Annotated in this window: 11 protein-coding genes; 7 read left to right on the forward strand and 4 right to left on the reverse strand. The window is 47.4% G+C overall.

Annotated features, from left to right (window positions below; genetic code table 11):
- Nucleotides 1-349: 349 nt before the first annotated feature.
- The 4 genes from KDK19_RS16045 (at nucleotide 350) to KDK19_RS16060 (ending at nucleotide 4,329) form a co-directional block, all read left to right on the forward strand.
- The gene (locus KDK19_RS16045) at nucleotides 350-541 is read left to right on the forward strand and encodes a hypothetical protein (protein WP_257254693.1); all 192 of its coding nucleotides are present in this window, start codon (nucleotides 350-352) and stop codon (nucleotides 539-541) included.
- Nucleotides 542-767: 226 nt separating this feature from the next.
- Entirely contained in the window at nucleotides 768-2,609 is a 1,842-nt protein-coding gene (locus KDK19_RS16050) for a hypothetical protein (RefSeq protein ID WP_257279984.1), read from the forward strand.
- A gap of 92 nt (nucleotides 2,610-2,701) precedes the next feature.
- Nucleotides 2,702-3,619: a DMT family transporter gene (locus tag KDK19_RS16055; RefSeq protein WP_257279985.1), complete on the forward strand. Its 918-nt coding sequence runs from the start codon at nucleotides 2,702-2,704 to the stop codon at nucleotides 3,617-3,619.
- Entirely contained in the window at nucleotides 3,619-4,329 is a 711-nt protein-coding gene (locus KDK19_RS16060; protein WP_257292355.1) for a tRNA1(Val) (adenine(37)-N6)-methyltransferase, read from the forward strand. Before KDK19_RS16055 ends, KDK19_RS16060 begins: the two co-directional genes overlap by 1 nt.
- Before the next feature lie 56 nt (nucleotides 4,330-4,385).
- Here the strand turns inward: KDK19_RS16060 and KDK19_RS16065 are convergent, their stop codons facing one another.
- From KDK19_RS16065 to KDK19_RS16080, 4 genes are all read right to left on the reverse strand, one after another.
- On the reverse strand, nucleotides 4,386-6,260 hold the full coding sequence (locus KDK19_RS16065) for a hypothetical protein (protein WP_257292356.1): 1,875 nt from the start codon (nucleotides 6,258-6,260) through the stop codon (nucleotides 4,386-4,388).
- A 188-nt stretch (nucleotides 6,261-6,448) separates the two neighbouring features.
- On the reverse strand, nucleotides 6,449-7,114 hold the full coding sequence (locus tag KDK19_RS16070) for an amino acid ABC transporter permease (RefSeq protein WP_257279988.1): 666 nt from the start codon (nucleotides 7,112-7,114) through the stop codon (nucleotides 6,449-6,451).
- A gap of 68 nt (nucleotides 7,115-7,182) precedes the next feature.
- Entirely contained in the window at nucleotides 7,183-7,998 is an 816-nt protein-coding gene (locus KDK19_RS16075) for an amino acid ABC transporter substrate-binding protein (RefSeq protein WP_257279989.1), read from the reverse strand.
- 179 nt (nucleotides 7,999-8,177) lie between these two features.
- Complete coding sequence (locus KDK19_RS16080) at nucleotides 8,178-9,242, reverse strand: class I SAM-dependent methyltransferase (protein WP_257279990.1); 1,065 nt, start codon at nucleotides 9,240-9,242, stop codon at nucleotides 8,178-8,180.
- A gap of 301 nt (nucleotides 9,243-9,543) precedes the next feature.
- Here KDK19_RS16080 and yciA point away from each other — a divergent pair, with 301 nt between their 5' ends.
- The 3 genes from yciA to KDK19_RS16095 all read left to right on the forward strand — a co-directional run bounded on the left by yciA (nucleotide 9,544) and on the right by KDK19_RS16095 (nucleotide 11,982).
- Nucleotides 9,544-9,927, forward strand: a complete 384-nt coding sequence (yciA, locus tag KDK19_RS16085) for an acyl-CoA thioester hydrolase YciA (RefSeq protein ID WP_257279991.1) — start codon at nucleotides 9,544-9,546, stop codon at nucleotides 9,925-9,927.
- 10 nt (nucleotides 9,928-9,937) lie between these two features.
- Nucleotides 9,938-10,561: a uridine kinase gene (udk, locus tag KDK19_RS16090; RefSeq protein ID WP_257292357.1), complete on the forward strand. Its 624-nt coding sequence runs from the start codon at nucleotides 9,938-9,940 to the stop codon at nucleotides 10,559-10,561.
- Between the two features lie 383 nt (nucleotides 10,562-10,944).
- Nucleotides 10,945-11,982 carry a GMP reductase gene (locus tag KDK19_RS16095; RefSeq protein ID WP_257279993.1) on the forward strand — a complete coding sequence of 346 codons (1,038 nt, stop codon included), beginning with the start codon at nucleotides 10,945-10,947 and terminating at the stop codon, nucleotides 11,980-11,982.
- The last annotated feature ends 50 nt before the right edge of the window (nucleotides 11,983-12,032 follow it).

The raw sequence follows: 12,032 nt of genomic DNA on the forward strand, positions 1-12,032 counted from the left end.
TCAATTTCTTGCAATCCTCGCTACGGACGCTTAAGTCCGACAGGCTGCTAGAAAAAAATTCTATGCCAGACGCTAATTTTCCTGAATCATTCCAGCCCGTATACAGATGATACCGTCAAAAAAATACTAAGCGTCAAAAGAGTGACAGGCAGAAAGAAATTCGATACCTTAATCGGTAACAGCTGAAGAACATAAGGGGTAGTTTTAAGGCTGTAAGGCTACACAATGATAATTTTGGATCGGAACAAATAGAAATACTGCATTCATCGACAACTGATTAAACAGGTTACCGCTTTAAACCTTAACCGTTTTAAAGCCCTGAAAAACAGCATCGTAAAGGAAGACGATCATGTATAATCCAGGACTCGACAGCAAACGTTTATTTGAAGACTCTACCCACCCTGGTGACGCAATAGGCGACATCCGTTATCCGGAATACCTTATCTCCCTTCTTTCAGACAGACATCAGGAGCCTCTGGCCTGTGAAGGATACACCTCCGACTCCCTCTCTCTGACAAATACCCGTCTGCCGCAGGTTTGACATCGCAAAGTACTCTGGAAATCAAGGTCGTACTGTTTTCCAGAGATACTCGAGAAACTCAACTATTCTTCTCTTCAAATTCGACAAAGACGATCTGGATAAAACACCGAAAGCTTTGGTTATACCAATAGCTCAGGTGTCGATAGCTATTATGAGATGCTCTCCAAACGTCAAGCTCGGGCTGTTAAGGAGTATCTGAAGAATTCAAATGGTCAGGGAAGGCAGGATGCGTATTTTAGGCAGCGTTTATCATGGCTTGTCCGGATTAGCCCGCACCGTCAAGGATGAGGTGCTTGCTCGCTTCCGGGGAAAAAAGACTGAAGTGGTCGAACATCCCGTTCGTAAAATGACAGAGAAAAGCTCCCACGCTTCTGATACCCGGCCTCTTGCCAATAAAAGCCCTGCAGCCAGTGAAAACCCTGTTGCTAGTAAAGGCTACCTTCTGGCCAAAAAACTTACCGATCAGTCACTGCCTGCCCACAAAGTCTCCAGTGTTGAACTTCCTCCCCGCTTTCCGTACATTGACATCCCGGAAGAAAACCAAAGCGCTTCTGAACCTCCTTCACGAACCAGAAAAATTCTTACAGCCCTGATGCCGGGCAGCAGCCCGGTACCAGAAAATTCAGATATATCCCTGAAGAAAACCAAAAGATGGCAAACCCGAAGGCTGCGCAAGGGTCTGCAAACCATCAAAAGAGAAACCGGGCTAGAAGTCTCGATCCGCAGCTTTGATGATCAGGCAGCCGTGCTCAGAGATTTTCTCACGGGTAAACGTGCCACACTGGGTTATCACGAAATAAAAGTCTTCTGTGACGATGTTAAAAGTGTAATGACAAACGCAGGCTCACTGCCTGGTCTGATCAAACTGGCGGTGACCAAATACATGATTGTGCTTTCAGATCTGGGACAGGCTGCTCAGCTCAAATCACTCGGTCAGAGGAGACAACAACTGGCTGAGCGATTCTTACCGGGCCATGATGGTTTTAGAGCGCACTGTCTGCGCAGAAACATAGATCCGGATTTGCCCCTCAACCTGCACGACATCAGGCGGTTTCAGGAAAAACTGATGGGTTGGCAGGACGAGCTGGGACACTGGCATAGGGGGCTAATTGAAAGCCCCGAACTCAGTAGTATGGAAGCGTTAAAAGACAGGCTGAAAGTGGAGTTGGAAAGCTTTATCGACAAGATGGAGAGCGCTGCTCCCGAAGCCGCGCAAGCACCAGCGTCATTAAGCCACGAGCAGTTGCAGGCAGAAATCACCAGACTTTATGACCAACATGGAATCAAAGATTTACCCGGCAGGCAACAAAATGCAATGGAACAATCCGTAGCTGAGCAACATCCAGTCTTGCAAAGTGCGACCCAATATCAGGTTCAGCCTTCCGGAAACCTTCAAAACCACACAGTAACTTCCCTTGAAAAAGCCCGCTTGCATCGTTGGGTGTTTGAACAGCAATTAGCCGATTTGAGAGTCCGGAATGATAGACTTGATCACGACCTGGAAGCAGTGGAGCAGGAACTCAGACGGGTCACGGAACAGAGACAGGATACATCGAAGGCCATTCAAGACATTCAGGCACGCAAACAAAAGTTACAAAGAAGAAAAGCCAAGATCCCACACTCTCCCCTGCCCACAGTGATATTAAGAGACAGCAAGGGGGCACAAATAGACTCAGACTTTATGAAAAAACCTGAGCTTGACGAGCGATCCATAAACCTGCATGTCGTTCGTTGTCAGCCAGAGGTTTACAGGCAGATCAATAATGCGCTTCTGAACACGACAGCGTTTGAAAACGACAAAGCCCTGAATCAATTCAAGGATACGATGAGAAGCTTCAGGAATCAGTGCTATCAATATGCCATAGGTGCCAAACTGCCCAGTAAAATCCTCTCGGAAAATGACACTCAGCTCATCACGAACTCCCGCCAGCGTATCAACAGTGCCATGGAAACCCTTCTGGCAAACCCCGAGACCGCTGACACGACAACAGCCTTCCACTTTCTCAGGATGCAAGAAGCGATCCTGGATAATTTCCTGAAAATGAACGGTATGAGCGGAGTTTCTTAAATCTCCATAGCGAAAAGTAGATTGTCGTGATATAAGACACGATTCAGCAGCCTCAGCCAGGCTGATATCCATCTCTTTCGACTCGACACTGTATGTCTTCACAAACCAAAGCCTGTCTTTATGCTCTGGCCACTGCCCTGATGTGGTCTACCGTTGCCACTGCCTTCAAGCTCACTCTCGACTATCTCGATCCGTGGCAAATGGTGTTCTGGTCGGTATTAACTTCAACACTTCTTCTAGGTGGTTTTGTTCTTGCCCAGGGTAAATGGTCCCTACTGATCCAACAGGCCAGAAACCACTTTAGGCTATACATCCTGCTGGGGTTTCTTAACCCTTTCCTTTACCACATCGTCCTGTTTGGTGGTTATGATCTGTTGCCCGCCCAGCAGGCTCAGGCACTGAATTACAGCTGGCCTCTGGCGCTCACATTACTGGCTGTGCCATTACTGGGTAACAAGCTGAGTTTCAAGGATGGCGTCTGTTGCCTGGTAGCCTACCTTGGTGTGGTGATTATCAGTACCAGGGGGGAGCTGCAAAAACTCAACTTTGACAGCCCTCAGGGAGTTATTCTGATGCTTTCCAGCACTCTGGTCTGGGCTTTGTACTGGATTTTAAATGCCAAAAATGAGGGCGACTCACAGACTGGCTTGCTACTGTGCTTCCTATTCGGATTACCCTGGATCACAGTGGCTGTTTTCTGGCAGTCCAGTGTCTGGCCTATTCCTCTGGAAGGTCTCACTGGCGCTTTGTATATAGGCCTGATTGAGATGGGATTGGCCTATATTTTCTGGCTCAAAGCCCTCAAACTCGCAGAAAACACCTCTATCATCAGCAACATCAGCTATCTCAGCCCTTTTCTCTCTCTGATATTCATCGCCAACTTTTTGAATGAGAGCATTCATCTTTCGACCTATACAGGGCTTGTTATGATTGTCACATCCGTGGTTTTTCAACAAAAAAAACCAAAGACTGAAAAGCCGCCACAGGCTCAGTTAATGAGCAACAATTAATGGCCAGAAACAGCTACTTTCAATTCAAACAGTTCAGGGTAGAGCAAAACCAGACTGCCATGAAGATCACCACCGACGCCTGTATCCTGGGCGCCAGAGCAGAGGTGGAAAACAGTCAATCCATTCTTGATATCGGTGCCGGAACCGGCCTGCTCAGTTTAATGGCAGCCCAAAGATCAACTGCCTGCATTGATGCGGTTGAACTGGATGATCATGCTGCTGCTCAGACGCAGCAAAATTTCTCAGCCAGTCCATGGAAGAATCGCCTGACGTTACATCATTGCCCCATACAATCGTTCATGCCTGAAAAGCGGTATGACTGTATACTCAGTAACCCCCCTTTTTTTGAGAATGCCTTTAAAGCCCCGTGCTCCAGGCGTTCACTGGCACGCCACACAGACAGTTTGAGTTTTCCGGAGCTGGCTGAAGCGATTGACAGACTGATGTCTGAGAATGGCAAAGCCTGGATTCTATTACCGGATGAATCCAGCTCACTGTTTTTGAAAGCACTCCACAGGGCCACTCCCTTGAAGCTGGAACGTACTCTGGCTATTCGATCTTCTGAGACTCATAAAGATCATCGTCACCTATTGGTTCTGGGGCGTTCTGGCTCAGAATATGAGTTTGAGCAGATCACGATATACACTGAGCACCCTGCGTACACGAATGAGACAATCAACCTGCTCAGACCCTATTATTTGAAGCTCTAAAAAAAACGGCACCTATCGGTCAGGTGCCGTTTTTTTCGTTTATTCCCTGAACAAGACTACTCTGATGGATCAGGATTATTGCGGGAAGCGTTTTCAGATCCCTGAAATGGTTGACTTGATTCAGTTTTAACCGGAGTCATGGGAGGAGTTACGTCATCCGTCGTATCACCAAATGTCTCCCAATCACTACCAAGCTGTCCCGGAGCCTGTTTTTTTCGCAAGTTCTCAAAAAATGGGTTTGCCGGTGATATTGTAGGTTTTCCCACAAATGGATCATACACTGGTTGTCCCGAAGCTTCTTTTTTTTGTATGTCCTCAAAAAACGGGTTTTTCGATGATATTGTAGGTTTTCCCGCAAATGGTCCATACACGGGTTGTCCCGAAGCCTCTTCTTTTTGCTCGTCCTCAAGAGACGGATTTTTCGGTGATATTGAAGGTTTTTCCACAAATGGTTCATATACTGTCGTAAGGGGCTCCGAACCATCAGGGGGAATCGGCAAATACTCCGGGTGCATATCGGTACCATTTGCCGTCCTGGCCACTGATTCTTCCAGTAGCTTAAAGCTATTGACACTGTATCGGCTCTGGGCTTGTTTCATCAACTCATCAAGGTTATAGCCCGGGTGTTCACCCAATCCTAACTCTTCACCATAACTGGAGAGGAAATCGACTACCTGGCTTTGACTGTTAGCATTGTCCGGCGTTACAAAACTTCTGAGTTTTGCCAGAGTTTCCTGGAAACTTCTCAGGTGGTGATATTCCCACATTTTGTCTGCATCAAAACTGCCACGGCCATTTTCCTTATCGATATCAACCCTGATTTTATCAATCTCAGACTGAACGTCATTGGCAAACAGAGACCAGTCATTATGCATGAGACGAACAGCCTCCTTCACAAGACGGTCTTTGTAAAGTGGCGTATCCTGTGGCCAGTTTTCCCTGGCTGCACACATGTAATAATCCAAACCTGGCAGACGCCTGGAGTGACCCGCTTCTGCCGTTGCGAATTTAAGCTTGTCAGTACCCCAGATCATCTGCCTGTTACGCTGGGCCCTGACGAGAGTATTGTGTTCTGAATTCCTATCGGGATTGTCAATGAAGGCAATAATGTCTTTGTAGACTCTGTTCCTGTACTTCTCACTGACCTCTCTGATACCGGAATCAATATCCAGACGATCCTGAGTCACGCTGGCGATATTAGCGGTGACACCCTGAACAAGATTCATAGCGTTGCTCTTCTGCAAGCTCAGGGTTTTCACTTGAACTCTGAAGGCATCACGAAGAGCCGCCTCAGTATCAAACTGACTACCCAACTCTTTATACTTAAGCTCGGTGGCCCAGCCCCTGAGATAGGTCAATTCATCTTGTGAACTCTGAAGTTTTTCTTCCAGTTGGTTTAGCTCATTGATTTCTTCCTGAGTCACCTCGTCAGGTCGTTTTAGCTGTTTGGCATCAAGCGCCACTCTTGCTTTGGCATAGGCCGCCAGATCGGTTTCAAACTGTTTATCCGCATCTTTCAGTGCATTTGATTTAACCTTAACCAGAAACTCAACAGAGGTTTTTTGGCCATCAGACACAATCTCCCGAGGCTTCACCTCAAAGCCGGGTTGCCGCTTGAGTCGTTCTGCATCTTCAGGATTCAGGGCAATACCTTCTCTACTCTTTGCCTTGATACGGTTCCCAAGTATGGCTTCCTCAGCCCTGACCTGTACCACCCGTCTGGCACTGATGCGAACCCTGGGGATACGGTCTGAGACACCGTGGGCAAAACGCCTGACATGGAAGGCCGCTATTTTCATTCCCTGAACGAAACGGCCCCAGTTTTTAACCAGCACTTTTTTAGGGTGCAAGGCCTTGATTTGCTGTGCCACTTCACTCTTGAAATGAGCCAGCCGGGGTACTAAAGACTCTATGCGTGTTGTTAAGCTCATCCTGACCTCTCCATGGTCAAACTCGGTCATAACTTTTCGTTAGTATAGGAAAGAATTGGAATCAGGAATGTCGATGTTAGTAGAAGTCAGAATAACAACACTATAAATTCAGAATGGCCGCAGAAGACAAGCGGGTGTCGTAGACTCGGCACCCGCTAACAAGAAACACTAAACGACTCTATGAACAGCTAGATGTAGGCTCGATTGAGACGTGCTTCAGCCCACTTTTGAAACCAGGTGCATATCATCACCACTCCCCAGTAAATCAGCGCCACAGTCAAGTAACTTTCGAAAAAATGGAAGCTGCTGGCGGCTTCCATCTGGGCACGAGCCATGATCTCAACAACCCCCAGAGTAAAGGCAAGAGAGGTACTCTTGAGCAGATCGATCCCATTGTTCATCAATCCGGGAAAAGCCACCCTTGCCGCCTGGGGAAGAATCACTCTTCTCATGCCTTCGGCCCGAGTCATACCTACACTCAAAGCAGCTTCCATCTGCCCGGAATGGATACTGATGATTGCCGCCCTCATACTTTCTGACATATAAGCAGCAAAATGCAAACCCAAACCAATGATCACAGCCACTATGGCAGGCATACCTGCAAGAGCAGGTATCAATTGTGGCAGACCGTAGTAAAACAGAAAGAGCTGGACCAGCAGAGGTGATCCCCTAAAAAAGGAGATATACAGGTCAGCCACATAGTGGAGACAAAAAGGTCGGGTAATTTTCACCAGTGCCAGAACAAGCCCCAAAGACAAGGACAACACCAGACCACCCAGTGTCATATAGAGTGTCGTATCCAGATTCATGGCAACTGTCGGAAGCATTCCGACAGTGTATTCAAAATCCATCATTCAAATGCCTGTAGCGGACTTCGGAACAAACAGGGCAGTATTCCAGAGAACAGTAATGGATGAAAGGTCTATCCGGCAGGTTTGGCAGTAATATCTCCACCGAACCATTTGCCGGAAATAGAAGCCAGGGTACCGTCTTTATCCATGGCATCCAGAGCGGAATTCACCTGATCTCTCAGAGCCAGTCCCTTCACATCATTGACGAAAGGCATGGCATTTTTCAGGATCTCAATCGGCTCACCGGCTAACTTCAGCGGCAAATCAGATTTATCAATCAGAGCCATTACACTGACACGATCCATAACAAATGCATCAGAACGTTTGAGCACCACGTCTTGCTCAATGCCGGTATCATAGGTCACAACATTAATTTTCTGCTCCGGATCATTCTGACGCAGGATCGCTTCAAAGTTAGAACCCAGATTTACAGCTACTCTCTTACCTGCCAGATCATCAACTGACTTAATGTCATTGTTATCCTTGTGGACCGCTATCTGGGCACCGTCGTAAACATAGGGCTCGGAAAAAGCATAACGCTCAGCACGGGCCTCAGTCAGTGTAATCTGGTTGGAAATAGTGTTCAGCTGACCTGCTTCCAGCATGCCAAAAAGGCCAGAGAATGGTGCTGTAACAAACTCAACATCTTTATTCAGGCGATGACCTATCTCCTTCCAGAGATCAACTTCAAAGCCTTTTAGTTCACCCTGCTCCATGAAAGTGAACGGATAGTAGGTGCCGGACATACCGACTTTAACGACAGAAGTCTTAACTTCATCATTGTTTGCCTGAATCTCTGCAGGCTGATGATCAGAGCAGCCAGCCAGCAAGACGGACAGAGCCAGTGTGGCAGTAGTTATAGCTTTTTTAAATGTAAGACCGAACATAAGTGCCCCCTGAGAAAAGCTATGGGCAATGTGCTAAAAGACTGAATTAATCCAACGAAAATTGGTCTTGCCGGATACCTGCCCATAATTAAATGCGCAGACTAACAGCCTTAACATTTATAACTGAAATAATATTTTAATCATTTTTTATGCGAAAATATTATATTAATTTTTCCCGATCAGCGCTTGAAAGCCTGATAGATCGAGAAGCCATTTTTCACGACAAGTGTTTTACAATCACCGAAAGCCTGGTTAATGATCGGACCATAGCGAAGGAAGCTGTTAGCGACAATTCTCAGCTCCCCCCCTTTCTTCAGAAGGTCAGCAGACCGCGCAAGAAACCCTTCCGTCACCGCATAATGCGTCTTAACACCCTGATGAAAGGGAGGGTTGGAAACGATCAGGTCAAACTCACCACTGACTTCAGACAAACCGTCGCTGGCCATCACATCAAAGTGCTTTACATTATTTTCCTGAAGGGTACGGGTCGAACTTTCCAGAGCCAGGGCGTCGGAGTCCACCAGAGTATAGTGAGCGTCGGGATTTAATTGCCCAAGAAAGCCGGCTACCACTCCGGCACCACAGCCGAAATCGAGAACACGTTTAGCCGTGCATTCATCAAAGGTATTGAGAAGTAGCTCCGTACCCGCATCAACACGTCCATGACAGAATACACCGGGTAAAGAGAATAACGGCATGGATATATCACGAACTTTAAGCTCGTAGGCACTGTAATAATCGGGCTTGGAAAATTCAGCGCCATTTTCCAGAGAGCCTGAAGCTTCAATTAGACTGCAATGACGCGCATTGTCCATGTTTTTGACTTCGGAAAAATTCTGCCTGAGGCGCTTGCGCCACGACTTGATACCTTCATTATTTTCACCTGCCAGCCACAGAACAGCCCCTTCGTTTAATAACGGTACAATCATCGCCAGCCAGAAATCCATCAGAGACTTGCTCTTCTGCAGGAAAACCAGCACCCCATCAAACCGGTCTACAGTCGAATGAACCACAGACTCATAGTGAAGAGACAACTGACTGCTTGCAGACCAGTCTTCTTTAATGGTTCTGTAGACTGAAAAGTCTCGAGTCAACCCGTGGATTTCTTCAGCGATTTTTTCCTTAGCAAGCTTTCTTCCCAGTGCATCAGCAGGCACACCCAGCACGAGCATTTTATTACAACGCAACCATTCACTGTTACGAACCACCAGCTGACTGGGGTTAGAGAGAACTCTATGGCTCATAGCATCCTTCAATCAAAAAAAATCATGGGTCAGTTTGATATCAGTTCCGGCCTGAAATCAGCGGGCTCTTATACCCGATTTACAGAGTATTGCATAGCAAATCTGATAATATTCGTTTTATACAAAAACGACATAAAGTGTATGACTTATTGTTCTGCCCGCTGTCTGCCTGAGCGACTTTATGATTTTTCAGGTTGAACTCCTATTTTTTGATACGTTTTCTGAAACTACCGATTTACATGACCTCTCACGGCTTTTAGGATTTACGCCAAATTTTTTTCGTGCTCACTGGAGAACCCTCATGCTCGAGCCACGAGGAGAGCTTATGCTCAGAACGCTCGCCATGCCAACAGACACCAACCCTAACGGTGATATTTTCGGTGGCTGGCTGATGTCACAAATGGATATTGCTGGCGGTATCGCGGCCAAGCAGAGAAGTCACTGCAGGGTTTCTACTGTCGCCGTTGAATCCATGTCATTTCACCATCCGGTCAATGTAGGTGATGTAGTCTGTTGTTATGCAGAGGTCATTCATGTCGGCACCACTTCCATGCGAATCAAGCTGGAGGTCTGGATCAAGAATATGCCTTTTCATCAGCAGCATATCAAAGTGACGGAAGGCATCTTTACCTTCGTGGCCATTGACAAGCATGGCCGCCCCCAACCTGTGGATAGAGATGAATAACGGGATATAAATGCTGAAACAAAAAACCATCCTGGTCGGCGTTGCCGGCGCCTCTGCTTCCGGTAAAAGTCTTCTGGCCAGTACTTTGGTAGAAGAACTTCAATCACAGCACGTTCGTGTCATTTCTGAAGATTCTTACTACAAGGATCAGACGCACATAACCATGAAACAAAGGGTTCAGACTAATTATGACCATCCCGAATCCATGGACCATGACTTGATGCTGGAGCATATGAAGCTGCTGAAAGAAGGTTGGACAGTGGACGTGCCTCTGTACGATTACACAGAGCATAACCGTAAACAGGAAACCCGGACAGTCCCCCCTGCCCGAGTTATTTTAATTGAAGGCATTCTGTTGTTTACTCATCCGGAAATCCGTGAAACCTTTGACCTTCGGTTCTACATGGATACCCCCCTGGACATCTGTCTGATCAGACGGCTAAAGCGAGATATTGTCGAACGCGGCCGTGATGTTGATTCGGTCATCAGACAATACCTGGAAACCGTACGCCCCATGTTCCTGCAGTTCATTGAGCCTGCTCGCCAGCATGCCGACCTAATCATCCCCCATGGCGGCAAGAACAGAATTGCCATCGACCTGATCAAAACCAAGATTCAGGATCTGATTGATTAATTCATTCATACACATCTATGCCCTGCTTTCAGTTCTGCTACTTTGTCAGTCAGATCATGATTTCAGACAGGGCACAGCCGTTCTACCGGTAAGCGTCGGCGACCCAGTCAAGGCGGCAAAGCAGCCATGAGCGAAACAACAGTCATGAGGGAAGAAGAACGTCTCGGAAAATCAAGCTTTGACCTGAATACCTGTTTTTGTATAATCGACCGGTATAGGCGTAGAAAGTGTGTTCGCTTTCCGGGTCACCGGTATCTCCTCATAGGTAGCCTCCAAAATCCTGCCGCTTGTACACTCTCCCTTGTCATCAACCTGTCGAAGACTATAACTACTCAAACGTAAAAATTAGTCTTTAACCTGTAAAAAGGTCTAACGGGAAAGTTATGCGTGTTGAAGCTGATATCAAGCTGGGTTTTAAAGATGTTCTGTTCAGACCCAAGCGTTCAACCCTGAAGAGCCGCTCCCAGGTCAGCCTGGAACGTACCTTCAAATTTGTTCACACCAACCAGGAATGGACCGGCGTCCCTGTTATTGCTGCCAATATGGATACAGTGGGCACCTTCTCCATTGCCCTGGCCTTGGCAGAACACAAGATGCTGACCGCAGTGCACAAGCACTACACCATTGAAGAATGGGGAGCATTTCTGGACAGCGCACCTGCAGGTATTGAAAACCATGTCATGGTAAGCAGCGGAACATCCGATGCTGACTTCACCAAACTCAACGACATCCTGGCACTCAACGACAGTCTTCGTTTTATCTGCATCGATGTTGCCAATGGCTACTCCGAGCATTTTGTTCAATATGTTTCCAAAGTTCGTAAACAGCACCCTGAAAAAGTCATTATTGCCGGAAACGTAGTCACCGGTGAAATGGTTGAAGAGCTAATTCTGAAAGGTGCTGACATCGTCAAGGTTGGCATCGGACCAGGCTCAGTATGCACCACTCGTGTCAAAACCGGTGTCGGCTACCCACAACTGTCTGCCACGATCGAATGCGCTGACGCAGCCCATGGTGTTGGTGGTCAGATTATCTCTGACGGCGGTTGTACCTGTGCGGGCGACGTTTCCAAAGCCTTCGGCGGTGGTGCCGACTTTGTCATGATCGGCGGCATGTTTGCCGGTCACGACGAATCCGCTGGCGAAGAAGTGGAAGAAGACGGCAAGAAGTTCAAACTGTTCTACGGTATGAGTTCCGAGACCGCTATGGACAAGCACTCTGGCGGCGTTGCCAACTATCGCGCTTCTGAAGGTAAGACCGTTAAGGTGCCTTATCGAGGCCCCGTTGAAAACACTGTTCAGGACATCCTGGGTGGCGTTCGCTCTACTTGCACCTACGTGGGCGCCGCTACCCTGAAAGAACTGACCAAGCGAACCACCTTTATTCGCGTTCAGGAACAAGAAAACAGGGTCTTTAACTAGCAGCCTGTCGGACTTAAGCGTCCGTAGCGAGGATTGCAAGAAATTGAGGA

Source organism: Endozoicomonas sp. ONNA1 (assembly GCF_024606325.1).
Lineage (GTDB): Bacteria > Pseudomonadota > Gammaproteobacteria > Pseudomonadales > Endozoicomonadaceae > Endozoicomonas_A.

What these genes read in the sequence shown, in the direction of transcription:
- KDK19_RS16045 (WP_257254693.1), top strand. Translation starts at nt 350, where the DNA reads ATGTATAATCCAGGACTCGACAGCAAACGTTTATTTGAAGACTCTACC.
- KDK19_RS16050 (WP_257279984.1), top strand. Translation starts at nt 768, where the DNA reads ATGCGTATTTTAGGCAGCGTTTATCATGGCTTGTCCGGATTAGCCCGC.
- KDK19_RS16055 (WP_257279985.1), top strand. Translation starts at nt 2,702, where the DNA reads ATGTCTTCACAAACCAAAGCCTGTCTTTATGCTCTGGCCACTGCCCTG.
- KDK19_RS16060 (WP_257292355.1), top strand. Translation starts at nt 3,619, where the DNA reads ATGGCCAGAAACAGCTACTTTCAATTCAAACAGTTCAGGGTAGAGCAA.
- KDK19_RS16065 (WP_257292356.1), bottom strand. Translation starts at nt 6,260, where the DNA reads ATGAGCTTAACAACACGCATAGAGTCTTTAGTACCCCGGCTGGCTCAT.
- KDK19_RS16070 (WP_257279988.1), bottom strand. Translation starts at nt 7,114, where the DNA reads ATGATGGATTTTGAATACACTGTCGGAATGCTTCCGACAGTTGCCATG.
- KDK19_RS16075 (WP_257279989.1), bottom strand. Translation starts at nt 7,998, where the DNA reads ATGTTCGGTCTTACATTTAAAAAAGCTATAACTACTGCCACACTGGCT.
- KDK19_RS16080 (WP_257279990.1), bottom strand. Translation starts at nt 9,242, where the DNA reads ATGAGCCATAGAGTTCTCTCTAACCCCAGTCAGCTGGTGGTTCGTAAC.
- yciA (WP_257279991.1), top strand. Translation starts at nt 9,544, where the DNA reads ATGCTCGAGCCACGAGGAGAGCTTATGCTCAGAACGCTCGCCATGCCA.
- udk (WP_257292357.1), top strand. Translation starts at nt 9,938, where the DNA reads ATGCTGAAACAAAAAACCATCCTGGTCGGCGTTGCCGGCGCCTCTGCT.
- KDK19_RS16095 (WP_257279993.1), top strand. Translation starts at nt 10,945, where the DNA reads ATGCGTGTTGAAGCTGATATCAAGCTGGGTTTTAAAGATGTTCTGTTC.